General features: G+C 68.5%; 21 protein-coding genes and 1 tRNA gene. 11 read left to right on the plus strand and 11 right to left on the minus strand.

Annotated features, from left to right (window positions below; translation table 11 throughout):
* Positions 1–108: 108 nt before the first annotated feature.
* Entirely contained in the window at positions 109–2,025 is a 1,917-nt protein-coding gene (locus ACQY4O_RS16465; RefSeq protein WP_428377422.1) for a methyl-accepting chemotaxis protein, read from the plus strand.
* 22 nt (positions 2,026–2,047) lie between these two features.
* Here ACQY4O_RS16465 and ACQY4O_RS16470 read toward each other — a convergent pair.
* Positions 2,048–2,123 (minus strand) — tRNA-Ala (locus ACQY4O_RS16470).
* 140 nt (positions 2,124–2,263) lie between these two features.
* Here ACQY4O_RS16470 and ACQY4O_RS16475 point away from each other — a divergent pair.
* The 3 genes from ACQY4O_RS16475 (at position 2,264) to ACQY4O_RS16485 (ending at position 5,993) form a co-directional block, all read left to right on the plus strand.
* On the plus strand, positions 2,264–2,584 hold the full coding sequence (locus ACQY4O_RS16475) for a YggT family protein (RefSeq protein WP_428377423.1): 321 nt from the start codon (positions 2,264–2,266) through the stop codon (positions 2,582–2,584).
* Between the two features lie 240 nt (positions 2,585–2,824).
* On the plus strand, positions 2,825–4,348 hold the full coding sequence (locus tag ACQY4O_RS16480; RefSeq protein ID WP_428377424.1) for an FAD/NAD(P)-binding protein: 1,524 nt from the start codon (positions 2,825–2,827) through the stop codon (positions 4,346–4,348).
* 367 nt (positions 4,349–4,715) lie between these two features.
* Complete coding sequence (locus tag ACQY4O_RS16485; protein ID WP_428377425.1) at positions 4,716–5,993, plus strand: DEAD/DEAH box helicase; 1,278 nt, start codon at positions 4,716–4,718, stop codon at positions 5,991–5,993.
* Between the two features lie 154 nt (positions 5,994–6,147).
* On the opposite strand, the gene ACQY4O_RS16490 is transcribed toward ACQY4O_RS16485, so the two are convergent.
* The gene (locus ACQY4O_RS16490) at positions 6,148–7,044 is read right to left on the minus strand and encodes an MlaA family lipoprotein (RefSeq protein WP_428377426.1); all 897 of its coding nucleotides are present in this window, start codon (positions 7,042–7,044) and stop codon (positions 6,148–6,150) included.
* A gap of 201 nt (positions 7,045–7,245) precedes the next feature.
* Here ACQY4O_RS16490 and ACQY4O_RS16495 point away from each other — a divergent pair, with 201 nt between their 5' ends.
* Both ACQY4O_RS16495 and ACQY4O_RS16500 read left to right on the plus strand, forming a co-directional pair.
* Positions 7,246–9,552: a PAS domain-containing protein gene (locus ACQY4O_RS16495; RefSeq protein ID WP_428377427.1), complete on the plus strand. Its 2,307-nt coding sequence runs from the start codon at positions 7,246–7,248 to the stop codon at positions 9,550–9,552.
* Positions 9,549–10,787, plus strand: a complete 1,239-nt coding sequence (locus tag ACQY4O_RS16500) for an MFS transporter (RefSeq protein ID WP_428377428.1) — start codon at positions 9,549–9,551, stop codon at positions 10,785–10,787. Before ACQY4O_RS16495 ends, ACQY4O_RS16500 begins: the two co-directional genes overlap by 4 nt.
* On the opposite strand, the gene ACQY4O_RS16505 is transcribed toward ACQY4O_RS16500, so the two are convergent.
* Both ACQY4O_RS16505 and ACQY4O_RS16510 read right to left on the minus strand, forming a co-directional pair.
* Positions 10,769–11,545, minus strand: coding sequence for a phytanoyl-CoA dioxygenase family protein (locus tag ACQY4O_RS16505; RefSeq protein WP_428377429.1), 777 nt, complete (start codon positions 11,543–11,545; stop codon positions 10,769–10,771). The two genes, ACQY4O_RS16500 and ACQY4O_RS16505, sit on opposite strands and share 19 nt — an antisense overlap.
* On the minus strand, positions 11,542–12,315 hold the full coding sequence (locus tag ACQY4O_RS16510) for an NTP transferase domain-containing protein (RefSeq protein ID WP_428377430.1): 774 nt from the start codon (positions 12,313–12,315) through the stop codon (positions 11,542–11,544). Before ACQY4O_RS16510 ends, ACQY4O_RS16505 begins: the two co-directional genes overlap by 4 nt.
* Before the next feature lie 127 nt (positions 12,316–12,442).
* Between ACQY4O_RS16510 and aepX the strand changes: the two genes are divergently transcribed.
* The 4 genes from aepX (at position 12,443) to ACQY4O_RS16530 (ending at position 16,766) form a co-directional block, all read left to right on the plus strand.
* The gene (aepX, locus tag ACQY4O_RS16515; protein ID WP_428377431.1) at positions 12,443–14,188 is read left to right on the plus strand and encodes a phosphoenolpyruvate mutase; all 1,746 of its coding nucleotides are present in this window, start codon (positions 12,443–12,445) and stop codon (positions 14,186–14,188) included.
* Between the two features lie 180 nt (positions 14,189–14,368).
* Positions 14,369–15,529 (plus strand): phosphonopyruvate decarboxylase, encoded by a 1,161-nt coding sequence (gene aepY / locus ACQY4O_RS16520; RefSeq protein ID WP_428377432.1) that lies wholly within the window; start codon positions 14,369–14,371, stop codon positions 15,527–15,529.
* A gap of 52 nt (positions 15,530–15,581) precedes the next feature.
* A complete protein-coding gene (locus ACQY4O_RS16525) occupies positions 15,582–16,196 on the plus strand; it encodes a hypothetical protein (RefSeq protein WP_428377433.1) in 615 nt (204 codons plus the stop codon).
* A 72-nt stretch (positions 16,197–16,268) separates the two neighbouring features.
* Positions 16,269–16,766: a hypothetical protein gene (locus ACQY4O_RS16530; protein WP_428377434.1), complete on the plus strand. Its 498-nt coding sequence runs from the start codon at positions 16,269–16,271 to the stop codon at positions 16,764–16,766.
* Here ACQY4O_RS16530 and ACQY4O_RS16535 read toward each other — a convergent pair.
* From ACQY4O_RS16535 to ACQY4O_RS16550, 4 genes are all read right to left on the minus strand, one after another.
* Positions 16,763–17,197, minus strand: coding sequence for a CsbD family protein (locus ACQY4O_RS16535; RefSeq protein WP_428377435.1), 435 nt, complete (start codon positions 17,195–17,197; stop codon positions 16,763–16,765). The two genes, ACQY4O_RS16530 and ACQY4O_RS16535, sit on opposite strands and share 4 nt — an antisense overlap.
* Before the next feature lie 45 nt (positions 17,198–17,242).
* Entirely contained in the window at positions 17,243–18,169 is a 927-nt protein-coding gene (locus ACQY4O_RS16540) for a hypothetical protein (protein ID WP_428377436.1), read from the minus strand.
* 50 nt (positions 18,170–18,219) lie between these two features.
* The gene (locus ACQY4O_RS16545) at positions 18,220–18,399 is read right to left on the minus strand and encodes a CsbD family protein (RefSeq protein WP_428377437.1); all 180 of its coding nucleotides are present in this window, start codon (positions 18,397–18,399) and stop codon (positions 18,220–18,222) included.
* 86 nt (positions 18,400–18,485) lie between these two features.
* A complete protein-coding gene (locus ACQY4O_RS16550; RefSeq protein ID WP_428377438.1) occupies positions 18,486–20,105 on the minus strand; it encodes a PAS domain S-box protein in 1,620 nt (539 codons plus the stop codon).
* 163 nt (positions 20,106–20,268) lie between these two features.
* Here ACQY4O_RS16550 and ACQY4O_RS16555 point away from each other — a divergent pair, with 163 nt between their 5' ends.
* Positions 20,269–22,452, plus strand: a complete 2,184-nt coding sequence (locus tag ACQY4O_RS16555; RefSeq protein ID WP_428377439.1) for a prolyl oligopeptidase family serine peptidase — start codon at positions 20,269–20,271, stop codon at positions 22,450–22,452.
* A gap of 75 nt (positions 22,453–22,527) precedes the next feature.
* Here ACQY4O_RS16555 and ACQY4O_RS16560 read toward each other — a convergent pair whose 3' ends face one another.
* The 3 genes from ACQY4O_RS16560 to ACQY4O_RS16570 all read right to left on the minus strand — a co-directional run bounded on the left by ACQY4O_RS16560 (position 22,528) and on the right by ACQY4O_RS16570 (position 26,330).
* Positions 22,528–23,853, minus strand: a complete 1,326-nt coding sequence (locus ACQY4O_RS16560; protein ID WP_428378229.1) for an ABC transporter substrate-binding protein — start codon at positions 23,851–23,853, stop codon at positions 22,528–22,530.
* 165 nt (positions 23,854–24,018) lie between these two features.
* Positions 24,019–25,338, minus strand: a complete 1,320-nt coding sequence (locus ACQY4O_RS16565; RefSeq protein WP_428377440.1) for a D-tagatose-bisphosphate aldolase, class II, non-catalytic subunit — start codon at positions 25,336–25,338, stop codon at positions 24,019–24,021.
* Positions 25,335–26,330 carry a tagatose kinase gene (locus ACQY4O_RS16570; protein ID WP_428377441.1) on the minus strand — a complete coding sequence of 332 codons (996 nt, stop codon included), beginning with the start codon at positions 26,328–26,330 and terminating at the stop codon, positions 25,335–25,337. Before ACQY4O_RS16570 ends, ACQY4O_RS16565 begins: the two co-directional genes overlap by 4 nt.
* Between the last annotated feature and the right edge of the window lie 29 nt (positions 26,331–26,359).

Raw genomic sequence — 26,359 nt, forward strand, 5'->3', positions numbered from 1 at the left:
AGCCCATATTGCTCGCTCACAGGAAGAAAGGCCGCTTTGGAAGACGAACTACCCGGCTGGAAGAAGCACCGAGCCCGCATTATGGCCAAGCGAGGTGCTGCTGACTAGATGGCGCCGCCGTGGAGGGTGACCCGCGGGCCGGGCCCGGGAGGCTGTGGTTGCGAGGGCGCTGCAGGCGGCCCGGAACCCCGGTGGCGCTCGACCGGCGGTAGCTTCGCGACATGCTTTAGCCATTGGTTAACCCCACCGGAGGTAGAAGTCGGTCCCGCCCGCGGATCGAGGCTGATGCAGACGTTCGATGCGGCGGGTCAGCAGTCAGGCGGATCGATGCTCCATTTTCTCAGCCGTTTCAGCATCCGTGTCAAAATCATCGTCGTCCTCGGCACCCTGCTCAGTTTCAACCTGGGGCTCGGGCTGTTCGCCATGCGGCAGACGGGTGTCCAGAGCGGTCTTTCCGGGCTCATCGGCACCAATGTCGTGGCGTCGAGCAATCTCAGCCACGTGGCCCAGGATGGCGAACGCCTGCTATCCCTGGCGGTGAACCAGCACGATGCCTCAACCGACGCCGGCAGGCGCGACAGCCTGTCGACACTTGGACAGATGCGCCAGGACATTGGCGCGCGCTGGGCGAGCTACGAACGCAACGGCGTCGATCCGGGCGAAGAGCAGCATCTCGCCGACCTCGAGCAGGTGCAGTGGAAACTCTACGACGCCAGCCTGCAACGGGTGCTCGCGCTCGACCGGAACGGCGCGCACCAGGAGGCGGCGAACCTGCTGGCAAGCCAGGCGCCGGCGGCGGCCGAGCGGTTCCGGCAAGCCATCGGTGCCAGCGTCGCCTTCCAGGATGCGCAAGGCACGCAGGCCGTGGCCGACGCCGTCGCCGGGGGCGCCAGGTCGAAGCAGCTGATCGGGACCGTGCTCGCAATGCTGGCCGTCGCCGCCTGTGGCATCGGATGGCTGATGATCCTCAACATATCATTGCCGATCGCGTCGATGACGCGGGCGATGCGCCGCCTGGCCGAGAAGGACCTTGCGGTCGTCATCCCCGGCGTCGAGCGAGGCGACGAGATCGGCGGCATGGCGGCCGCGGTCCAGGTGTTCAAGGACAACATGGTCGAGACCGAGCGCCTGACGGCCGAACAGGTCGCCTTGCGTGTGGCCCTTGCGCGCCGCCAGGACGCGATGGAGCAGGAGACCGGCCGGTTCGGCAACGCCGTGAACGCCGTCATGATCCGGCTGAGCTCCTCGTCCAATGAGATGAAGCGGGCGGCCGACGCGATGACGGACGCCGCATCCGCCGTGCATCGGGAAGCCTCGAACACGTCGGCGGGGGCCGAGAAGTCTTCGCACGACCTGCACACCACCGCCGCCGCGGTGGAGGAGCTGACCGCCAGCTACGGTGAGATCGCGCGTCAGGTGTCGTCCGCGGCGGCCACCTCGCGGCAGGCGGTCTCGCGAGCGGAGGCCAGCCAGGTCACCATAGGAGGTCTTGCCGCCGCCACGGTTCGCATCGGGCAGGCCGTAGGCCTGATCAACTCCATCGCCGGTCAGACCAACCTGCTGGCGCTCAACGCCACCATCGAGGCGGCCCGCGCCGGCGAGGCCGGGAAGGGCTTTGCGGTGGTGGCCAGCGAAGTCAAGGCACTGGCCCAGCAGACGGCGCACGCCACGGCGGAAATCGGCAAGCAGGTGGAGACCGTCCGCAGTGCAACCGACGCCACCGTCATCGCCGTGAACGAGATCTGCGAGATGATCCGCGGCATGGCGTCCACCACCACCTCCATGGCTGCCGCGATCGAGGAGCAGAGCGTCACCACCCACGAGATCGCCGGGTCCGTGCAGGCCGTGTCCGGCGCCACGGCACAATCGGCACGCGCGATGGGCCAGGTTGTCCAGGTCGCGGGCCACGCCGGGTCGGCCAGTCAGGTCGTGCTGGTCGGGGCGACCGCGATCGGCACCGAGACCGGCACCCTGCGCGAGGAGGTCAACCGGTTTCTGACGGCCATCACGTCGGAAGCCAGCTAGTTGGAGCGGCGTGGCGCGGCGGTGGTGGAGCTGAGGGGAATCGAACCCCTGACCTCCTCATTGCGAACGAGGCGCTCTCCCAACTGAGCTACAGCCCCGCCGTGCAGGCGGCGGAAAGTAGCCAACGTCAAGATCAAGTCAAGGGTCATGCCGCGACCCGGCCGACGGACCGCAACGCCGGATTGCCTAGACCTGCCGGCGTCGCTAGGTTCCCGGCCTGTTCGGGAGGCGCTGTTCCTTGCTCTTGGCCAATCTGTTCGACCTGGTCATCCTTGTGATACGGCTGTTCAGCTGGGTGCTTATCCTGTCCTGCGTGTTCAGCATGCTGTTCGCATTCGGGGTCCTTGACACACGAAACCGCGCGGTCTGGACAATCGGCAACTTCCTCAACCGGGTGACCGACCCGGTCCTGGCGCCGGTCCGGCGGGTGATGCCGAACTTCGGCAATATCGACCTGTCGCCGCTCGTGGTGCTGCTACTGATCCAGTATGTCGTGATCCCGTTGATCGTCTCGCTTGAATACCGGGTACTCGCCGGTGGCGTCGGGATCGCAGGTTGAACGCCCGTTTCTGGTCGAAGCTGCCAGACTGTCATTCAAGTTTATCACTCTGACTCAAGTTAATTTCGCTTTACCCGCCTGCGGCCACCTGCTTCTTTTTGCAGCGGGCGTCGGGGACATCAGGGGCACGGCATCCGCATCCGTCCGGGCGGTTGCGCCGCACCGCGCATCGGGACACCTCTGCGAGCGGGAGAGCACCATAGTGCGCCACGAATTCCCTCCGGCCTCCAGTCCCGCCGCATGACCGCCCAGGACAAGGCGATCCAACCGGCCGAGATCCAGGCCGGCCATACGCCGCTGGCCTTCGACGGCCCCTTGGGCCCGCTCTCGCCGGGACTCGCCATCGTCGGCGCCGGGTTCAGCGGCACCCTGCTGGCCCTGCACCTGCTCCAGCGCGTGCCGCCGCAGACGCGCGTGGTGCTGATCGAACGCAATGCGCAGTTCGGCCGCGGGCCAGCCTACTCCACCGGCAATTCCTCGCATGTCCTGAACGTGCCGGCCGGCAAGATGAGCGCGTTCCACTCCCGCCCGCTCGACTTCCTGCAATGGCTGCAGGGGCTGCCGCCGGAGGAGCTGTCCGGGGTGGAGGCGACCGCGACCACGTTCGTGCCGCGCCGGATGTTCGGCCGCTACATACGCCACCTGCTCAACCAGGAGGTGAAGGCGCGCAACCATGGCGACCAGTTCGAACTGATACGCGGCGACGTCACCGATATCGCCCCGAACGGCGGCGGCCTCAGCCTGACGCTGGATCGCAACCGCAGTGTCGAGGTCGACCGCGCCGTGCTGGCGATCGGCAACTTCCCGCCGGCCCCGCCGCCGGTCGCCGACATGTCGTTCTATGACAGCCCGTCCTACCGCCCCGACCCCTGGGCCGCCGACACGCTTGACGATCTCGATCCGGACCTGCCCGTCCTGCTGATCGGCACCGGGCTCACCACCATCGATACCGTGATCTCGCTGCTCGACCAGGGCCATCGCGGCCCGATCACCGCGCTGTCCCGGCGCGGCCTGGTGCCGCACCGCCACGCCTCCAGCCTGCCGCCGCCCGACATGCCGGAATCCGACAGCTTCCCGACCCGGGTCAACGAGCTCGCGCGGGCGCTGCGCGACGGCAGCAGGCGGTGCCGGGAGCTCGGCGGCAACTGGCACACGGTCATCGACGAGCTGCGCCCGATCACCACCGAGCTGTGGCAGGCCATGTGTACCAGGGACCGGGCGCGGTTCCTGCGCCACATGCGGCCGTGGTGGGACGTGCATCGCCATCGTGTCGCTGGCCCCGTCGCCGACCGGATCGACGCGGCGCGGGCCAGCGGGCAACTGCAGATACGGGCCGGCCGCATACGCGAGTATCGCCAGCGACCGGACGGCCTGATCGGCATCGACTACCGGCCACGCTTCGGTGACGGGCTGGACAGCATCACCGCGGGCCGGGTGGTCAACTGTGCCGGCCCGGACGCCGATTACAGCCGGATCCGCGATCCGCTGGTGCGCTCGCTGCTGGCCAAGGGGCTGGTGCGGCCGGATCCGCTCTGCCTGGGCCTCGATGTCACGGCGAACTGTGCCACCCTCGGCAAGGACGGCTCGATCTCGCGGCGGCTGTTCGCCGTGGGGCCGGTGACCAAGGGCACATTCTGGGAAATGACCGCGGTGCCGGACATCCGGCAACAGGCCGAGTTCCTGGCAGGCGGGCTGGCATCCCTGACCAAGCCGGTGCGCGGCCCGGACGCCCCCCCGAGCCCTGGAGCAGCGCGCGGCCGCTGATTCCGACCGCACTGCACAAATACTTGAATCCGCGGCCTGAAGCCGTTACATACGGCTGCGACGCACCGCGCGCGTCGTAACGATCCCTTGAAGGGTGTGCCTGGCGCGGACGGCATGCCGGCACAGAGCAGCACAAGGCTGCTCTGTCACACCCTAACAAGGAGCATGGTGCAAGCACCGTGCTCTGGGGAACAGCACGAACGACTGCACAGACCAATTGAGCCTGTCGCCCGGCATCCCTGCCTGCGTTCGTGCTCGTCCAGCCGGTGGACCCCCTGTCCGCCTGATATTCCTCTCTGTCTCGATGGCCGGCCCGACCGCACTGCGGCGGAAGCCTGCCTGAGCCCGGCGCCAGGAGGCGCCCCGAATGACAAGTTTTGCCGACCTCAAGCTTTCCGAGCCGTTGCTGCGCGCCCTGACCGAAGAAGGCTACACCACGCCCACGCCGATCCAGGCGGGCGCGATCCCCTACCTCATGCACGGCCGTGACCTGCTCGGCCTCGCCCAGACCGGCACCGGCAAGACCGCGGCGTTCGCGCTGCCGATCCTGCACCGGCTCTCCACCCATCGCCATCCGGCGCCCGCGCGTGGGGCCCGCGTGCTGGTGCTGGCACCGACCCGGGAGCTGGCGTCGCAGATCGATGCGAGCTTCGTGACTTATGCGCGCCATATGCGGCTGTCGCATACGGTGGTGTTCGGCGGCGTCGGCCAGGGCCGCCAGGTCGATGCCATGCGTCGCGGTGTCGATGTGCTGGTGGCGGCACCCGGCCGTCTTCTCGACCTGATCGGGCAGGGTCATATCGACCTCTCCACGGTCGAGGTGCTGGTCCTGGACGAAGCCGACCGCATGCTCGACATGGGCTTCGTGCGCGACATCCGCCGCGTGGTGTCGATGCTGCCGAAGGAGCGCCAGACGCTGCTGTTCTCGGCCACCATGCCGCGCAGCATCGCCGAACTCGCCGGCGGCCTGCTGCGCGATCCGGCGCGGGTCGAGGTGACGCCGCCTTCCACCACCGTCGAGAAGATCCGCCAGGCGGTGATGTTCGTCGACGACGCCAACAAGAAGGCGGCGACGTTGATGCTGGTGCAGTCGCCGAAGGTGGCGCGTGCCATCGTGTTCACGCTGATGAAGCACGAGGCCAACAAGGTCGCCGAGTTCCTGGTCAAGGCCGGCGTCTCGGCCGAGGCGATCCACGGCAACAAGTCGCAGGGTGCCCGCGAGCGGGCGATGGCCGGCTTCCGGTCGGGTGCGGTGAAGGTGCTGGTGGCGACCGACATCGCAGCCCGCGGCATCGATGTCGACGATGTCAGCCACGTCTTCAACTACGATCTGCCGAACGTGCCGGAGAGCTATGTCCATCGCATCGGCCGGACGGCGCGTGCCGGTCGCGAAGGCTGGGCGGTTTCGCTGTGCGATGCCGAGCAGCGCGCCTGGCTGCGCGATATCGAGCGCGAGATCGGCCAGTCGATCGCGGTGTTCGCCGACCATCCGCACCATTCGGAGGCGGCGAGGAATTCGACGCAGCGGCCGCCGGTGCTGGGCGGTGGCGGTGGCGGTGGCCGCGGACAACGCAGCGGCGGTGGCGGCGGCCAGAACCGCAGCAACAGCAACCGCGGGCGTCCCGGGGCACGCCGGGCCGCCTGAGGCGTCGACGCCAAAAAACTTTGTGCGGCGCAACAAAGTCGTTGACTCTCTGCGGAGCGATGTCCATAATTACAATCGTGGCGTTGCTCAGGCGCGCCACATCTTGGACGTTTCCTCCCTAAACTTGGGCGGCGCCTCGTGCGCCGCCTTTTTTTTAACTGCTCCGTGGCGCCCCGCCGGTCGATGGCAGTGCCGCCGCCGGCGTGAGCACGGGGCGCGGCGAGAGACCGACCGGGGTCCTGGGCCTGGTCGCCTGGTTCGGTCCGGCGTTCGGATACCAGTCCGGCACCGTCGCCCGGTCGTCGTTACGGATCGCGTTGACCTGCGACACCCGCAACTGCCGGTAGAGGCTGCGGAACGTCGCATAGGGATCCAGCGCCCCGGCCTTCACCTGCTCGATATCCTTGAGGTGCGCGGAGGTCTGGTCGAGCGCGCCCAGCCCGGCCTGTGACCAGCCCAGCGAGTTCGAGCCGTCGAAGGACAGCCAGGTGAACGGGCTGTAGGCCGCATCCATGCCGCGGCCGATGCCATCGCGCAGCCCAGACGGGCCGAATACCGGCAGATAGAGGTACGGGCCGGCCGGAACCCCCCAGAGCGCCAGCGTGGTGCCGCCGTCGGCATTGTGGTCCGGATAGCCCGCCTGCTTTGCGACATCGAGCACGCCGCCGATCCCGACGGTGGTGTTCAGCGCGAACCGCATGAAGGTGTCGCCGGCGCGCCGGGACTTTGCCTCCAGCACGTCGTCCACGAACTGCACCGGCATGCCCATGTTGTTCAGGACGTTGTGGATCCCGGTCCGGACGGGTTGCGGCACCAGCGCCCGGTACTGCCGCGCGACCGGTGTCAGCGCGTAGGTCAGGATGCCGTCGTTCACCGCGTAGAAGAAGCGGTTGGTCGGCTCCAGCGGATCGTTGGTCGACTTGAAATCGGCAACCGCGTCGGGGTCGCTCGCCGCCGGCGGGGTGGCGCAGCCGGCGATCATCGCAAGCAGCGACAACAAGGAAACCGCCGGACGCAGGTGCCGGCGGCTGGGGTTCGATCTGGGCTGCATCCGGTCTCCGATGTCGTTCCCGTGCCGTACGGGACAGGCTGTCATTTGGGTCTCGCAAGGGACCGCGGCATCGATACGTGCATCTGTCCAGGCGCACCAGTGCCCGGCCGCTGCAACTTTGGCGCGTGATCCCGGTTGCAAACTGGTTTCGCTGCATCTCCGCGACCGATTGGATCCCCAGTGACCGAAGCCCCGCGACCGTTGGATCGCTCAGGTCCGGACGAGGCCTCCGCGACCGGCGCGCGCTCGAATCGCATCGAGGCCTCCGCGCGCGGCTTCGCGGCCCTCGTCGAGCAGTCGGCCGACTTCATCGCCATGGCCTCACCCGATGGCCTGGTGGACTATCTCAACGAGGCCGGGCAGCGCCTGATCGGGCTGACCGATCCGGCGTTGCTGTACCGGCGCCGGCTCGCCAATCTCGTGATGCACGGAACCGGGGCCGCTTCGGGTCAGGCCTTCGAGGGTCACGTCCTGCCGGAGGTGCAGGCTAGCGCTGTCTGGCGCGGCGATCTCGGCCTGCGCCGGCAAGACGCCGCCGGCGCCGGCATCGCGGCGATGGTGTCCGTCTCCTGCAGCGTGTTCCCGCTGCGCGACGCCCAGGGTCGGATCGCCGGCTTCGGCATGGTGGCGCGCGATGTCACCCAGGCTCGGCAGGTGGCGCTGCGCATGCAGGCCCTGGTCGAGCTCGGCGACCGGATGCGCGAACTCGACGATCCCGCCGACATGGCTCGCGCCGCGGCCGAGATCATGGGCCGGACGCTGGAGGTCAGCCGGGCCGGCTACGGCACCATCGACGCGGTGCGCGAGACCATCACCATCGAGCGTGACTGGACGCTGCCAGGAACCTCCAGCCTCGCCGGCACGCTGCATTTCCGCGAGTTCGGCTCCTACATCGAGGACCTCAAGCGCGGCGAGACGGTGGTCTTCGCGGACGCCGAGACCGACGCGCGCACCACGGTCGCGGCGCTCGAACGCATCGAGGCGCGGTCGCTCGTCAATCTGCCGATCGTCGAGCAGGGTCGCTTCGTGGCGCTGTTCTACCTGAACAACAAGGACCCACGGGCCTGGACCGAGAGCGAGCTCGGCTTCATACGCGAGGTGGCCGACCGGGCGCGGGACGCCATCGAGCGCAGGCGCGGCCAGCACCAGCTGCGCCGGCTTGCCGACGATCTGCAGCGGCTGGTCGCGCAGCGGACCGCCGACCGTGACCGCATGTGGCGGCTGTCGTCGGACGTGATGCTGGTGGTGACCCTCGAGGGCGTCATCGAGAGCGTCAACCCCGCCTGGCGGCGCGTCCTGGACTGGAACGAGCCCGACCTGCTGGGCATCAACTGCGCCGAGCTGATCCACCCGGACGACCTGGCCGCGACGCGCACCGAACTTGCCCGGCTGGCGGACGGCCGGGTGACCCAGCGCTTCGAGAACTGCTACCGCCATCGCGACGGCAGCTATCGCTGGCTCGCCTGGACGGCGGTGCCGGAGGCGGGACGGGTGCATGCCGTCGGACGCGACGTCACCGCGGAGCGCGCGTCGGCCGAAGCGCAGCGCGTACTCGAGGCCCAGCTGCGCCAGTCCCAGAAGATGGAGGCGGTGGGCCAGTTGAGTGGCGGCATCGCACATGATTTCAACAACCTGTTGACCGGGATCACCGGCAGCCTGGAGTTGCTGGGAACGCGTCTGACGCAGGGGCGCCTGGAGGGTGCCGACCGCTACATCACCGCGGCGGTGGGAGCCGCCGGACGCGCCGCCTCGTTGACGCATCGGCTGCTGGCGTTCTCGCGCCGGCAGACGCTCGATCCGCGGCCGATCAACCTGAACCGGCTGATCGGCGGCATGGAGGAGTTGGTCCGGCGCACGGTCGGCCCGATGATCACGGTCGAGGTGGTCCAGGAGGGCTGCCTGTGGATGACGCTGTGCGATCCGAACCAGCTCGAGAACGCCCTGCTCAACCTGTGCATCAACGGCCGCGACGCAATGCCCGACGGCGGCCGGCTGACCATCGAGACCGCCAACAGCCGGTTCGATGTGCGGGCGGCGCGCGAGCGCGACCTGCCGACGGGACAGTATGTCTCGCTATGCGTCACCGACACCGGCACGGGGATGGAGGCGGAAACCGCGGCCCGGCTGCCGCGCCTCGGCAGCGGCGAAACTGTGCTCGTGGTCGATGACGAGCCGACCGTGCGCATGCTGGTGACCGAGGTGCTGGAGAATCTCGGCTATGCGGTGATCGAGGCCCAGGACGGGACGGCCGGGCTGCAGGTGCTGCGGTCCGATGCGCAGATCGACCTGCTGGTGACGGATGTGGGGCTGCCCGGAGGCATGAACGGACGCCAGCTTGCCGATGCCGCCCGCGCCAGGCGCCCGGACCTGAAGGTGCTGCTGATCACCGGCTACGCCGAGAACGCGGTGATCGGCAACGGCCTGCTGGCGCCGGGCATGGAGTTGCTGACCAAGCCGTTCGCCATGAGCACCCTGGGGACGCGCATACGCGGCATGATCGAGTCTTGAGCGGCGCGAGCCTGGAGGCGACCGGCGCGCCGCGCACCACCCCGCCGCAAATTACCGGGCGCCTGACCACCATCATGGCGCTGGCCTGCGGCGCGATCGTTGCCAACCTGTATTATGCCCAGCCGCTGGTGGGCCCGATCAGCCACGCCCTGCGCCTGCCGGTGCGCCTGTCGGGCCTCGTCGTGACGCTGGCCCAGCTTGGTTACGGGGCCGGCCTGCTGCTGGTGGTGCCGCTCGGCGACATGCTGGAGAACCGCCGCCTGGTGGCGATCATCCTGACGGTGGCGGGTCTCGGCCTCGCGGGCGTCGCGCTGTCGGACTCCACCGACACCTTCTTGGTGGCTTCGTTCGTCGTCGGCTTCGGCTCGGTCGCGACCCAGGTGCTGGTGCCGCTTGCGGCGCACCTGGCGCCCGACGCGCAGCGCGGGCGGGTCATCGGCAACGTGATGGGCGGCCTGATCGCCGGCATCATGCTGGCGCGGCCGGTCGCAAGCCTGGTGGCCGCGAGCTTCGGCTGGCGCACGATCTTCTACGCCTCGTCGCTGGCCATGCTGCTGCTGGCGATCGTGCTGCGGCGGGTGCTGCCGGTCTGGCAGCCCCAACTTCATCGGGCTGGCCCCGCGCCGCATTACGGTCAGATCCTGGCCTCGATGCTGCACATGCTGCGGCTGCGCACGCTGCAGCGCCGGATCGCCTACCAGATGCTTGCCTTCGCCGGCTTCAACCTGTTCTGGACCGCGGTGCCGCTGATGCTGGCGTCCCGGTTCGCCCTGACCCAGCGCGGCATCGCCCTGTTCGCCCTGGCCGGAGCGGGCGGGGCGCTGGCCGCACCGCTGGCCGGCCGGCTCGCCGATCGTGGCCTGGTGCGCCCGGTGACACGCGCGGTGCCGGTGCTGATGGCCGCCTGCTTCCTGGTGTCGCGCTGGGGTTTCGATGCCGGCAGCCTGCTGGTGCTGGGCCTCACCGCGATCCTGATCGATGCCTGCGTGCAGACCAACCAGGTGGTCAGCCAGCGGGTGATCTACGAGCTGCAGCCGCACGCGCGCGGCCGCATCACCGGCGTCTATATGGCGCTGGTGTTCGTGGGCGGTGCGTGCGGCTCGGCGCTGGGCTCGTTCACCGTGGCCGAGGGCGGCTGGCCGCTGACCGCACTCGCCGGCGCCGGCCTGGGGCTGCTGTCACTGGCGCTGGTGGTGACCGAGCGTTCCTTGGCGCCTCACACCCTGAACACGTAGCGCGATCCCGGCGCCCGCTCGATGTCGGGCGGGAACGCCACGCGCTTCTCCGCGAAGTAGCGGGCACGATGGTCGCCTGCCTCGGCGAGGTTGTAGGTAAGGTAGAGCACCCGTCGCGGGGCATCCGTCAGGTTCGGCTTGCTGGCATGGGCCACGTAGCTGTCGAAGAAGATCACGTCGCCCGGTTGTGTCGGCACCGCGACCAGCCCTAGCTCGTCCTCGGGGAGCGGCGCCCATTCCTCGCCGATCAGGCCGCGGGCGCGCGGCGCGGTCGCGATCTCGAGGCAGCCGTTCTCGATCGTCGCGGCATCGATGGTAACCAGCGCGGTGACGAACAGCGGCGCGTAGCGGCTCCAGCCGGCAGCCTGGTCCTGGTGCGCCTTGAAGCCGTCGCCGCCCGGGTACTTGAAGTTGATCTTGTCCTTGAACAGCACGGCCGGACCGCCCATCAGCCGCCCCAGCCAGCGGCTGATCGCACCAAACCGGGCCACCTGGTCCATCCGCTCGTGGTGGCCGCAGAAATCCTCGATGCGCTGCACCACCCGCCGGCCCGGCTCGATCAGGCTGTCCTCGCGATAGACCATCTGGCCGCCGATCACCTCGGGGCGGCTGGCGATCTCGTCGGTCCAGGCGACCAGGGACGCGGTCTGCTCCGCGCCGAAGAAGCCGGGCACCACCAAAGTCCCGGTCGCACGCATGGCTGCGGTCTCGGCCTCGGTCGGGAGCCGGTTGGCGGGAGGCAAGAAGGTTGTCGTCATGATGCGAGGCTCGGCAGCAGCGCTTGGGCCTTTTCGACATCGTCCATGACATCGATCTCCGTCCAGGGCAGGCCGGTCACGTCCTCGAACCCGAACACGGTGCCGTCCTCGTCGGCGCGGATCAGGCCGCGGATCGACGCCTCATACTCTGTCATGTCGCCGCCGGCCGCGACCAGTGCGCGGGCCGCGGTCGCGACCTGCACCGCCAGGCGCGGTGCGAAGCGGAAGAAGCCCACGGACTCGCCGTGCCAGTCATGCGTCACGTCGGGGCGCTTGGCGAAATCGACGATCCGTTGCAGCCCGGCAACACAGATCTTCACCGGCTCGTCGCCCGGCTCGATCTCGCGGTCGAGCAGCAGGGTGCCGGGACCGCAACCGCCGAGCAGCCGCTCCAGCAGCCGGTGGTCGTAGATGACGTCGCCATCCATCAGCACCACCGGTGCCGCGCCATCGAACAGATGGCCGGCACGATCCAGCGAGACCACGCTGCCCTGCTGCCAGGCCGCATTCTCGATCAGATCCACGCTCCCGCGCCGCCCGATCCGCTCCAGCTCGGCTTCGATCGCCTCGCGACGATAGCCCACAACGAGGCTGACACGGCCGGCTCCGGCCCGTTCGAGCAGACGCAGGTGCCTGGCGAGCAGCGTCTCGCCGCCGAACCGGAGCAGCACTTTCGGCGGCTGCTGGTCGCCACCGCCAAGCCGGCGCCCGCGTCCTGCCGCCAGGATCAAAGCGCGGAAGGCGGCCCGAACCGGAAAGTCAAGGGTCATTTATATGTAGCCGAGATGTAGCGCATGGTGCAGTTCTGTAACCGGTTTGATGACAGGTCGATGAGGATTGAGCAAATTGCAGAGAGACCGAACAGGCTTGCGGGCCGCGGCACGATCCCCTGACGGGATGGAGACCGCCGCCGCCGGCGACCTGTCGTCCCCAGATTTGGCGCCCCGGGACCTGGCGCATCGCGAGCCGGCCGCCACGCAGAGCCGCTTCCGCCGCCTGCGCGACCTGATCGAGGGACCCGAGCTCGGCTTCCTGATGGAGGCGCATTCCGGGTTGTCTGCCAAGCTGGTCGAGGAGGCGGGGTTCGCCGGCATCTGGGGGTCCGGCCTGTCGATGTCGGCATCCCTTGGGCTGCGCGACAACAACGAGGCCTCCTGGACCCAGGTGCTGGAGCAGGCCGAGTACATGGCCGATGCCAGCAGCCTGCCGATCCTGCTCGATGGCGATACCGGGTACGGCAACTTCAACAACGTCCGGCGCCTGGTGCGCAAGCTGTGCGAGCGCGGCATCGCCGGCGTCTGCATCGAGGACAAGCTGTTCCCGAAGACCAACTCGTTCATCGGCGAGGCGCAGCCGCTCGCCGACATGGAGGAGTTCTGCGGACGCCTCCGCGCCGGCAAGGATGCCCAGCCGGACGACGATTTCGTGCTCGTCGCGCGCGTCGAGGCGCTGATCTCCGGCCATTCGATGGACGAGGCGCTGCGTCGCGCCGAGGCGTACCATGCCGCCGGCGCAGATGCGATTTTGATGCATTCCAAGAAACGCCATGCCGGCGAGATCCTGGCCTTCATGGAACGCTGGGGCGGACGCTGCCCGGTGATCATCGTGCCCACCATGTACTACTCCACGCCGACCGACATGTTCCGCCATGCCGGCATCTCGACGATCATCTGGGCCAACCACCTGGTGCGGGCGTCGATCACCGCGATGCGCGAGACCGCATCGCGCATCCATCGCGAGCAGAGCCTGGCCGGCATCGAGGCCGAAATCGTCTCGGTGAAGGACATCTTCGCGCTGACCGAGAATGACGAGCTCGAGGCGGCCGGCGAGCGCTACCTCCCGGCGGCGTCGGTCCCGGTGCGCCCGCCCGGTCCCAGCACCCGTCCGGTGCGCGGGATCGTGCTGGCGGCCTCGCATGGAGCGGCGCTGGGCGCCTACACCGCCGACAAGCCGAAATGCATGGTCGACCTGCGTGGCCGGCCGCTGCTCTCGCACCTGCTTGGCGTGCTGGCCCGCGCCGGCGTGCGCGACCTGGCCGTGGTGCGCGGCTACTGCAAGGCGGCGATCGATCCGGCTCGCCTCGCCGTCGGCGACCTCACGCTGCTCGACAATGACGAGCATGCCAGCACCGGCGAGGTCGCCTCGCTGCTGTGCGCGATCGAGCGGCTGCGCGGCGAGAGCGTGGTCGTCTATGGCGACGTGCTGTTCCGGCGCTACATCCTCGATGCGCTGCTGGCGGTCGAGGCCGACATCGTGATTGCGGTCGATGCACTGCGCCAGCGTGCGCCGGGCGGCGGCAGCCGGCATGAGCCGGACCCGCGCGATGTCGTCGCCGCCGACAAGCCGTTCTCCGCGAGCTATCTCGACGACCAGCCCGCGCGGCTGGTGAGCATGGGGGAGCTGGCCGTGCCGGAGGCCTCCGGCGAGTGGATCGGCCTGCTGCGCCTGAGCGCACGTGGCGCCGACCTGGTTCGCGACGAACTCGCACTGATGCAGGCGGAAGGCGTGGCCGGGACCGCAGACCTGCCGGCGCTGCTGTCGCGGCTGAATGCGCGCCATCCGGTGGCGGTGCACTACATCACCGGGCACTGGCTCGATGTGGACACCATCACGGACCTCGCCGACGCCCGCAACTTCTCCTGAGAGGCTGTTTGCAAACGCCTGCTGCTGGCGATCCGGCGCGGCTTTGCTGCGCTCCGCTGCTCACGGCCAGACGGCCGCTGCGCTGCGGTGCTCGCAAAGTCACGCCGGCCGCGGCCGTTCCGGCCGCTCTCATCCAGCAGCAGGCGTTTTCAAACAGCCTCCGCGATCGTCATTGTCCATATGATTGAAGCATCTGCCTTCATCGATGCGGCGGCGGGACAGGGCCTGAACTTCTGGTCCGGGGTGCCTTGCTCGTATCTGACTCCGCTGATCAACCGGGTTGCCAGCACGGCGGGCGCGGGGCTGGACTATGTTGGGGCCGCGAGCGAGGGCGAGGCGGTGGCGATCGCATCCGGCGCGTGGCTGGGCGGACGCGGTGGGGTGGTGATCTGCCAGAATTCCGGCCTGGGCAATGCGGTCAATCCGCTGACATCGTTGAACCACCCGTTCCGCATCCCGCTGCTGATGGTCGTGACCTGGCGCGGCCAGCCCGGCTTCCCCGACGAACCGCAGCACGCGCTGATGGGCCGCATCACGCAGGACCTGCTGACGTTGTGCGACGTGCCGAACCTGCCCTTCCCGCGCGGCAACGATGCGATCGCCACGGCGCTGGCAGCGGCACGGTCTCGGTTCGAGACCGACAGCCTGCCGTTCGCGCTGGTAATGGAGCAGGGCAGCGTGGCCGACGAGGCGCTGTCGGAACCGGCACGACGACTGGCACCCCGTGGACTGATGCATGACCTGCGGGCGCATGGCGAGCGTCCGGCGCGGATTGCCCTGCTGGAGCGGCTGCTCGGGCTGCTGCCGGAGCAGGCGGCGGTGATCGCCACCACCGGAAAGAGCGGCCGCGAGCTGTTCACGCTCTCGGACCGGCCGCAGCATCTGTATCAGGTCGGCTCGATGGGCGGTGCCTCAGGCATGGCGCTCGGCGTGGCGCTGTCCCGCCCGGAGCGGCGCGTCGTGGTGCTGGACGGCGATGGCGCCGCTCTGATGAAGCTCGGCAGCCTGGCGACCATCGGCGCGCAGCAACCGGCCAACCTGCTGCATGTGCTGCTGGATAATGGCGTGCATGACAGCACCGGCGGCCAGGCCACGGTGTCCCCGAGCGTGGATTTCGCGGCAGTGGCCCTGGCCTGCGGCTATGCATCCGCCTGGTCGGTGGACGACGCGGACGGCTTCGAGCAGGCGATGCGGGCGGCCCTGGACCGCGACGGTCCGGTGCTGGTGCATGCACGCATCAGCCCCGGCTCGATCAAGGCACTCGGCCGCCCGACAGTGCCGCCGCACGAGGTCGCCCGCCGGTTCCGGTGCTTTCTGGCCGCAACCACTGAACTTGCATAGTCGACGTTGTCAGCTCGTGATGCACATCTCGGGGCGGGGTAGGGAGACCAAAATGGCGGTATCACGCATGAAGGCGGCCACGATATTCCGTGGCGCCCCCATCGTCTTCGGCTTTGCTGCGATAGCTTCGCCGGCATTCTGCGGTAACGCGCCGCCGCCGGCCCGAGCGTCTCGTGCTCTCGGTGATCACCCGAACCAGCCGGCGGCCGCCCCTCGCGACGTCTCCTCGATCAACGCAATCGTCACCGCGTTTGCCGAAAGCATCTCCGCGCCAGCCGGCGGCATGATCGACCGCAAGCGCCTCGACTCGCTCTTTGTTCCCGGCGGCAGGATCGCCATCGGCGTCGATCCGAAGCCCGGGCGCGCGCCGGACGTGGCGTTCGTCTCTCCGGATTTTTACGCGGATCTGGCCGGTCGAGGGTTGAAGACGACCGGCTTCTTCGATCGCGTCATTGCAAACCATGTCGAACGGTTCGGGATCATGGCGCATGTCTATTCTTCCTACGGATCACGCGAGAGACCGGATGATCCCGAACCCTTCAGGCGAGGGGTCAAGTCGCTAGAATTGCTGCAGAGCGGAGGCCGCTGGTACATCGTCGAGGTCTTCTACGACTTCGAACGTCCCGGAACCCCGATCCCGCCCGAGTATCTGGTTCCGTCACCTTGACCGCCTGACGAGATAGGGTAATCGAGAGGCGACCTTGCTTGGCGCGCTGTCCATCCAAGGAGAGAGACGGTCATGAATCAAGACGCAGGCGAGGATGTGCACAAGACGCGTGCGCTTGAATTGTCAAACATCGGTATTTGCTCGGGGGCCGATGGCAAACACGAGATTGCGCGAGATGCCTGGCAGGAAGCCTTGGCGTATGCGCAGCAGCATCTGCCCGGCAACACCATGATACCCTGGATACAAGCCAGCCTGGGCAATGCGCTTTTTGAGTGCGCCGATTACCCCGGCGCTCTCGAGATCGCGGGCGCCGCGCTCACATACTGCGCTTCCGTGAGAGCGCCCCTCGCCGCTCTCACGATGGCGAAATCCTATCTCCGGCTGGACGATGTGCAGCGCGCGCGCGAGTACGCCGGGCAAGCGTATCGATTGCGTGGTCCGGCGGTGTTGAACGCGTTCAGTACGGCGGATCGGGAAGAGTTGGGTCCGTTCGCGCTTTCGCAGGACCCTGCTCCCGATGAGAGGGAGTTCGACGACAAGCTGAGCCTGATCGATCGGATCAGGCTCTAGGTGCCGCGCCCCGGCGCGAACGGGCTGTTGCGCGAGTGCACGAGGAAGCTGACCAGATAGCCGGCCGCCGCAACTGCGGCCAGGGAAAGCAGCGGCTGGCGCTCGGCGCTCTCGCTGATCGAGCGGCCGGCTTGCAGGCCGGCATCCGCCGCACCCTTCGCGTAGTTCCCGACCTGCGATGTCGCCGTGCGTGTCGCGTCCCGTATCTCGCCCGCAGCCTGACCGGTCAGACGCGAACCGCTCGCTGCGAGATCCGCCCCCTGTTCCTTGATGTCGTCAAGCGTTGCGCCGAACTTGCGCTCCAGCTTGCCGGAGGCCTGGTCGATCTTGCCATCCAGCTGCGTGCCCGGCTTGCCGGTCACGCCGCCGAAGCCGTCCTTCACCTTGCCGATAGCGTCCCTGAAGGCGCCTTTGGCTTCATGTTTGTCCATCGATCATTCCTTTGGTGTGCGATTGCGGGGCGGGGGAGAGCGGCGTCACGAACCGGCCTGCAGGTCGTCGCGTCGCGGAGAGGCGATGAGGCCGCCGCCGGTCGCGGCAAGCGCTCCGATCAGCAGGCCGACGAAGGCGATGAACGAGGCGTGTGACGCAGCGCTCGCGCTCGCGTCCGCCGCGCGGGTGGCCATGTCGACGGCACGCTGACGGGTCTGGTTGAGCTGGGCCTCGGCATTGACCACCCGTGCCTGTGCTTCCTGGGGCGTGATGTGCGCCTGGGCCGCGACAATCGCGGTGATCCGTTGCCGGGCGACGTTCGCCTTGTCCGGCGCCGCGAACAGGTCCGGAAATTCCTGGCCGATCGCGCGGGTGGCGTCGGACGCCGACATGGTCGCCGGGTCGGCGGGTGGCGGCGTGTTGATCAGCGCCGACATCTGCTTTTGAATCGTGTCCGGCGTGATGCCGGCCGCCTGGGCCGCCTGCGGCGCCGCCGCCTTGACACCGTCGCCGAGCGCCGATGCGGCGCCGCCGACGACCGAGGTGGCCGCGGACAGGGTGCCCCCGAGTGCCGACAACGCACCGCCGAGCAGGCCGCCGACGGCCGTGGTGATCAGGTACACGGTCAAGAGCAGTGCCAGTCCCCAGACCACCATGCCGTGCATGGCGCCGTCGAGGCGGCATGCCACCCCGGCCAGCCGGGCCGCCACATAGCTTCCGGCGATGAGCGACAGGATCGTGCTGACCAGCCACCAGATCCCGGCACCGCTGCCGAGACTGGAGGCACTCGCGCTGTCGGCGTGGCCCGGGTTGATCAGGCCGAGGCCGACCCCGGTGCCCAGGATCGCGAGCGCGATCTGGATCGCGACCACCAGGACGACGCCGCAGAAGATTGCCGACCAGGAGACGCGGACCCGCGCGCCGTCGGCCCCGGCCGGCGTCGGGCCGATCGGTCCATAGAACAGGGACATGCTCGGAGGCTCCAGGAATGCGTATGCAGGATCGGTGCGTGCCGACCGGCTTATTCGGCGACGCTGCGCGCCTTGTCCTTGAGCTTGCCGGCGGCACTCTGCGCCTCGCCGGCTGCCTTCTCGGCCTTGCCCTCGGCGGACGTCGCACGATCGCCGGTCACCTTGCCGATGGCCTCCTTGAGGGAGCCCTTGACCTGACGCGCGCCACCTTCGATGCGATCCTTGTCCATATCGTCCTCCTGTTCAGGCAGCTGCCGCCGCGGCGGCCGCCTTCGTCTGCCTGCCATCGCAAACGAGGGTTGGATAATCGGGTTTCCTAGTCAAACACCTGAAAAGACGAGTTTTTCTCTGAATTCTTTGGTGCTTTCGACCCAATTTGCTGGTTGTTTCGCACCTTCCGGACAGCGCGTCGGCCGGGTCGCTTGGGCGCGCTCGTGCCATCCAGGCCGCGCTCGCGGGCCCAGATGATGGCGGCGCCCCGGCGATTCACGCCGATCTTTCCGTAGCTGGCGGCCATGTGGTTGCGCACCGTCACGCGCGACAATCCCAGCCGCGCCGCGATGGCGGCGTCGTCGAGACCACCGGCGGCCAGCGCCAGGACTTCACGCTCGCGCACGGAGAGGTCTGTCGATTCCACTTGAGGCTGCAGCCTCTGGCCGGTGCGGGCGAGGTTGGCAAGCTTCTCGACGATCCGCTGGCCGAACCAGGAGGTGTCCTGCATCACCGCCTCGATCGCCGAGAGCAGCTCTTCCTGCGACCGCTTGCGCGCCGTGATGTCCTGCATGACGCTGAGCACACAGGGTTCGCCCTGGATGGTTCCGGTCTCCGCCGACAACAGGTAGTCGACACTCTCGCCCTGCTTGGTGCACAGCCGCACGTCCAGGCTGTGGACATGCCCCTCCCGTCGCAGCGCATCGTAGATCTGCCGACGAATCCCGTCCTCGCCCCAGAGCTGCAATTCCGCCTCGGTGCGGCCGAGTGCCTCCTGGCGCTCATAGCCGGTGGCTGCGATGAAGGCGTCGTTGACGTCGAGCGTCCGGCAGTCGTCCAGGGTGCTCACCATCATCGGCCCGGGCGCCATCCGGAAGGCTTTCGAGAACCGCTCCTCGCTGTGCTTGAGCGCTTCCTCGGCCCGCCGTCGCGCCTCCAGGTCGGCGAAGGTGAACAGCATGCAGGCCTCCTCGCCGATCTCGATCGGCTGCCCGGCCACGATCACCAGCTTGCTGCCGCCATCGCCGAGCCGCAGCGTCGCCTCCATCTGCGGGATGGTGCGCCCTTGCTTGAGCCGCTCGACCGCCAGATCGCGATCGCATGCGGCCTCGAGCACGTCGATGTCGTACAGCAGGCGGCCGAGCAGCTGCTCGCGCGCATAGCCGGTCATGTCGACAAAGCCCTGGTTGACCTTGACGTAGCGAAGATCGTCCAGCCGGCAGATGATCGCCGGCGCCGGATTGGCCGCGAAGGTCTTCTCGAAGCGCTCCTCGGCGCTGAAGCGCTCGGTCTCGTCGTTGATGATCAGCACCAGGCAGTCCGGCCGGCCGTCCGGCGTGGTCAGCACCAGGCTGCGCAGCCGGTGGGTCCAGCGTGCCGGCTCGCCCGGCGGTCCGACCTCGACCACGACCTCGTCGAAGGCTTCGCCGGCCATGATCCGGTCCATCGGGTACTCGCCCTCCGGCACCTTGTGGTTGTTCCGGTAGCGCAGTTCGAAACGCGCGCGGTATTCGTCGATCGTCCCGCCCAGCGCCTCGAGCTCAGTGACGCCGTGCATCTCGAGCGCCGACTGGTTGGCCCAGGCGATGGTCTGGTCCGAGTCGATGATCAGCACGCCGTCATTCAGGCCCAGAATGATCTGCTGCAATTGCGTGCGGTCGGCCCGCCGGTGCGGGATGGTGTCCGGCATGGTCGTGGCTTCCGGGGCTGCGTCTTGACGGCTCATGCGGCGTGAACGCGACAGGCATCAGGAAGTGCCGTGCGCCGCGGGCGATCGGCTTTTGCTGCACCGCACTCGCCAAGGCGATCGCGGCCGGATAGCGTTTCGCGGCGCAGAGGCCAGATAGCGTCTCGCGGCGCAGAGGGAGGACAGGATGCGGCTCGGCTCGATGAAGACAGGCCTGGCGGTGCTTGCCTGCATGACGATCGCTCAGGGTGCCGTGACACGTGGTCTCGCAGCCGATCGCGGCGCGCCGGCGACGGCGGTGGAGCCGGTGACCGACAGCTACCACGGTGTTGCGATCCGCGATCCGTATCGCTGGCTGGAGGACGGCGGCACCCCGCGCGTCGCGGCATGGTCGATGGCACAGAACAGCCGGACCCGCGCCACCCTGGACCGGCTCGCCGTGCGGCGGACGCTGCATGACCGCATCATGCAAGCTGCCTCGCAGACCTCGCCGTCGTATCATTCCTTGACCATGGCGGGCGGCCGGCTGTTCACGCTGACCGTGCAGCCGCCGAAGCAGCAGCCGATGGTCACCGTGATGCCGCCTGGCGCCGATCCGTCGCAGGCGCGCGCGGTGGTCGATCCCAACACGCTCGATCCCTCCGGGCAGACCGCGATCGACTGGTTCGTGCCGTCACCGGACGGCCACCGGGTCGCGGTCTCGCTGTCGCGCAACGGCAGCGAGGACGGCACCGTGCAGGTGTTCGACGTGGCAAGCGGCAAGGAGATCGGCGAGGCGGTGCCGCGCGCGCAATATCCGACCGCCGGCGGCTCGCTCGCCTGGAAGGCGGATAGCTCCGGGTTCTGGTACACGCGCTATCCGGGCGCCGAGCGTCCCGAGGCCGACCGGCATTTCTTCCAGCAGGTGTATTACCACCGGCTCGGATCGGACCCTGCCGCCGACAGCTATGTGCTGGGCCGCGACTTTCCGCGCATCGCCGAGATCCAGCTCGACAGCCGGGAGAACCCGAACGCCGTCCTGGTGTCGGTGGCGAACGGCGATGGCGGCGAGTTCGAGCACTACGTGATGACGGCCGACAAGGCGGGCGCCCAGCACGTCACCCAGGTCACGCACTTCGCCGACAAGGTCGTCGCCGGCACGATCGGTCCCGACGATATCCTGTATCTGGTCTCGAAGCGGGACGCTCCGCGCGGCCGCATCCTGTCGCTGCCGCTCTCCGACCTCGATCTGTCGCATGCGAGACTGCTGGTCGCGCAGGGCGACGGCGCGATCCAGGGCGGCGGCGAATTCGGCGGCGAGGCGGTGGCGGTGACCCGCGATGCGCTCTACCTGCGCGAACTCGTCGGCGGTCCGTCGCGGGTGGCGATCTTCGCGCATGACGGCACGCCGAAGGGCGAGATCAGGCTGCCGCCGGTGGCCGCGGTGGACGAGCTCGAGCCCGGTGTCGAGGGGCACGTGCTGTATGGCGTGCAGACCTACCTGCAACCGTATCACGTGCTGTCGTATGACGAGGCGAGCGGCCGGTCCGCGCCGACCGGCCTCGCGGAGACCAGTCCGGTCCGGTTCGACGATGCCGAGGTGGTGCGCCTCTTCGCGACCTCGAAGGACGGCACACGGGTGCCGGTCACCATCATCCGCCGCAAGGGCGCGTCCGCCGACGGCAGGCGTCCGACGCTGCTGTACGGCTATGGCGGCTACGAGGTCTCGATGACGCCGCGCTTCGCGGGCGAGGCGACACGGCTGTGGCTCGATGCCGGCGGGGTATGGGCGGTCGCGAACATCCGTGGCGGCGGCGAGTATGGCGAGACCTGGCACAGCGACGGCGCGCTGACCCACAAGCAGCACGTGTTCGACGATTTCCTGGCCGCCGGTCGCGCCCTCATCGCGCGGCGCATCACCTCGCCGTCGCACCTGGCCATCCTCGGCGGCAGCAATGGCGGCCTGCTGATGGGGGCGGCGCTGACCCAGGCGCCGTCGATGTTCCGCGCCGTGGTGTCGCTGGTCGGCATCTATGACATGATGCGGATCGAACGCGACCCGAACGGCGCCTTCAACGTGACCGAGTTCGGCTCCGTCACCGACCCGGCGCAGTTCAGGGCGATGCTGGCCTATTCGCCCTACCAGCATGTCCGGGACGGGGTGAGGTATCCGGCGGTGTTCATGGCGACCGGCACGCATGACGGACGGGTCAATCCGGCCCAGTCACGCAAGATGATCGCGCGGCTGCAGGCGGCAACAATGTCCGGCTACCCGGTCTATCTGTCGATCAGTGACAAGGCCGGCCACGGCATCGGCAGCGCGCTCAGCGTACGGGTGGACCAGCAGGCCGACTATATGGCCTTCCTGTTCGACCAGCTCGGCATGACGTTTTCGTCGGGAAGCTGAGCCGCGTCGAAACGAAAACCGGCTCCCTATTCGCAGGGAGCCGGATCGTTATCCTCCAGAAGCCGCAGACCGGACCTACTTCTGGTAGCCGGCCTGGCGGATCGTCCGGTTGGTCGAAGCCTGCGCCGAAGCCAGCGCCTGATCCACCGTCTCCGAGCCGGCGAGGGTCGCGGCCACCGTCTGACCGACACTGGTGCCGATCGCCTGGAACTGCGGAATGCCGACATACTGCGCGCCTGTATAGGGGCGCGGGTTCTTGGTCTGGCCGGTCGGGTTGGAGTGGTTGATCGCGTCCTCGACGAAGCTCGAGAACGGCGCGACCTGCTTGTACTCGGCGGACGCGAACGAGGTGGCGCGCGTGCCGGGCGGGATGTTCACCCACCCATCGGTCTTGGCGACGAGATCGATATACTCCTTCGAGGTCGCCCAGGTCACGAACTGGCGCGCGGCATCGGCATGCGTCGAGGTCTTCGGGATCGCCAGGTTCCACGACCACAGCCAGGTCGGTCCGCCGGTGAAGCTGCCGGTGGGCAGGGCCGCGAAGCCGACGCTGTCGGCGACGGTGGACTGCTTCTTGTCATAGACCGTGCCGGCGGCCGAGGTGGCGTCGATCCAAATGCCGCAATGCCCGCTGGTGAACAACGACAGGGTTTCGTTGAAGCCGTTCGAGGACAGGCCCGGCGGGCCGTCCGCCTTCAGGATGTCGTCATAGTAGGTGAGCGCCTGCTTCCAGGCGGCGGTGTTGATGGTCGGATGCCAGTGCATGTCGAACCACTGGCCACCCATGGCGGTCACCAGCGTCGAGAAATACGCCATGTTCTCGCCCCAGCCCGGCTTGCCGCGCAGGCAGATGCCGTAGATGCCGTGCGCCTTGTCGGTGATCTTGTCGGCGAACTCGCGGATCTGGTCGTAGGTCGGCGCCGCCGGCATGGTAATCCCGGCCTTCTTGAACAGGTCGGTGCGGTACAGCGTCATCACGCTCTCGGCGTAGAACGGCAGCGCGTAGAGCTGGCCCTTGTAGCTGATGCCCTGGCGCACCGGGGCCAGGATATCAGCCACGTCGAAGCTCGCCGGCAGGCCATCCATAGGCACCAGCCAGTTCTGCTTGGCCCAGATCGGCACTTCGTAGTTGCCGATGGTGAGCACGTCGAACTGGCCGCCATGCGTTGCGATGTCGGTGGTGACGCGCTGGCGCAGCACGTTCTCCTCGAGCACCACCCAGTTCAGGTGGATGCCGGGGTGGCTCTTCTCGAACACCGGTGTCAGCTTCTGCATCTCGATCATCTGCGTGTTGTTCACGGTGGCCACCGTCAACGTGGTGTCCGCCTGCGCCGACGTCGCCGCCAGCGCCATTCCGGCGACCGCCACCCCGGCTACGAACCCGGTCTTCTTGTTCTTCATCATCAACGTTTTCCCCACCCGGCGGTCAGCTCATCCGGTTGCCGCCGTCTATATTGTATGTCTGCGCAACGATATAGGCCGAATCCGGGCCGGCAAGGAAGAGGGCCCGTCAGGCAACCTCGTCAGGATGCGCCATCGTGATGATGGCGACTTTCCCCCGCAGGATCATGCCTGCGCCTCCTGCGAGGCTGATGTCGATGGCCTCCGGGGCCGGCAGGCGCGGCCGTAGGCGCGCAGCACGTCGCGCACCGTCTCGATCAGCAGCGTGCGGGCGTGCGGCCGGATGGCGCCGAGCATGACCCGCTCGTGCAGCCGCGGCAGGTGCTGGCTGACCAGCGTCGCCGGAATCGGCGCATCGCCGAGACGATCCAGCAGCGCGCTCACCGCCGCCCGTGCGGCCGGCGCCGGCCAGTAGTAGCGGATGCGGTCGCTGTAGCTGTAGTGGCGCAGCACGCGCTGCTCGTCCGCGGTGCCCGGATAGTGGCTCTGCCAGTATTTCGGCTCGGCCAGCATCAGCGCTTCCATAATATCCGGCAGCCTGGGGGTATCCGGCAGCCTGGGATGGCCGGGATGCAGGATGGCGTCGATCGCATCCAGGCCGTAGAGCGCCTCGCGCAGGGCGAAGGTCAGGCCGGGCCCGACCTTGAGGATCGCAAAGCCGTCCCGCACCAGGCGCTGCAGGCTTGCCTCCGGCTGGTAGTCGGTGGAGTGCGCCTCGAACACCAGCCCGGGCATCGCATCGAGCGAGGCGGTCAGCGCCAGCGCCCGGTCCGGCGCATACACCGCGACATCCTCGTGTCCGAACTCGACGCCCGGCTGCACCACGATCGCCAGCACCCGGCGCCACGCCTCGCCGCCCGCGACATTCCGGAAGGCCGCCTCATGCACCGCGTAGGTCGCAAGCACCGCGCCGGCCTCGGTCGGCTGCAGGTGATCGAGCGCCTCCAGCGCGCCGCCCGGAGTCGGGACCTCGGTGCCGATGATGTACACCGCCTGGCCGGGGGCCGACCGCTCGGCGGCTGCTGCAAGCCTGGCGGCGCGCTCGGCGGTGAGTGCGTCGGCAAGGGCGGCCGGTTCAGGGCCGCAGCCCATGCTGGCGTCGAGATGCAGCTTCACGTAGCCGGCGGCGGCATAGTCCGCGATCATCTGCTCGGCGCGCGCCATCGCCGCGTCCGCCGGCAGGTGCTTCCAGGGGTTCGGGCCGAGATGGTCGCCGCCCAGGATCACGCGGTCCCTCGGGAAGCCCACCGCATCGGCGATGCCATACACGAAGTCGCGGAACGCGGAGGGCGTCATGCCGGTATAGCCGCCCTCCTGGTTGACCTGGTTGCAGGTCGCCTCGATCAGCAATTCGGTGCCATCGTCGAGGGCCTGCAGCAGCGCCGCCTCGATCACCAGCGGATGCGCCGAGCATACCGAGACAATGCCGCAGGGGGCATGCGCCGCCCGCGACGCGGCGAGGCGGGTGAGAGCAGGGTTGGTCATGCGGTGTCTCCGATATCGTCGACCCCGCGATGGTCGATGATGAAGGCATCGAGCTCGGCGAAGCTGCAGGCGCCTTCCATCGGTCCCCGCACGCCGACCGCGCGCGCGCCGCTGGCACTCGCATAGCGCAGGCTGTCCGGCACGCTCATGCCCTGAAGTCGGCAGGTCACGAAGGTGGCGCCGAAGCAGTCGCCGGCGCCGGTCGGATCGAGCTCGGCGACGCGAAACGCGGCCATGTGCCGGGCGCCGTCGCGGTCGTAGTGGCTGGCCCCTCCGGCGCCCCGCTTGACCACGATCTCGGCGACTCCGAGCGAGAGGATCTCGGCGATCGCTCCCGCCTCGTCGGGGGCCGCGGTCAGCAGGGTGAGTTCCGGACCGCTCGGCATGAAGATGTCGCAGGCGTGCAGCATCGCCTCCAGGGCCGCGCGCATTTCGGGAATGCGCAGCATCTCCTTGCGCACGTTCGGGTCGAACGAGACGGTGCCCCCGCGCGTGCGCACCTGGGCCGCAGCCTGCCTCGCCGCCTCGATCAGGCCGGCCGAGAACAACGACGAGCCCATGATGTGCAGGTGGCGGCAGCCCTGCAGCAGCAGGCCGGCGGCCGCATCGATCCGCGTCCGGCCGCTGGCGCTGTGGCGGATGTTGAAGACGAAGTCGCGTTCGCCATCCTCGCGGTAGCGCACGAAGGCGCTGCCGGTGGCCTGCTCGGGATCGATGCGGATCGCCCGCACATCGACCCCGTCCCGGCGCAGCCGCTCGACATTCAGCCGGCCGAAATCGTCGTCGCCGACGCAGGCGATCATGCCGGCCGCAGCATCCAGCCGCGCCACCTGGTCGATGAAGATCGCCGGCGCGCCGGACGGGAACGGCCCGCGCAGTGCCAGCGGCTCGCGAAAGCCGTCGCCGCGCGTCTCGGCCATGATCTCGACCAGGATCTCCCCGATCGTGACGATTGTTCCCGAAGATGCGGTCCCGGGTGATGCCGCCTGCATCGAGTTGTCCCTTCTGTTCGGCCCGCTGA

The organism is Lichenicoccus sp., from assembly GCF_965277665.1.
GTDB lineage: Bacteria > Pseudomonadota > Alphaproteobacteria > Acetobacterales > Acetobacteraceae > Lichenicoccus.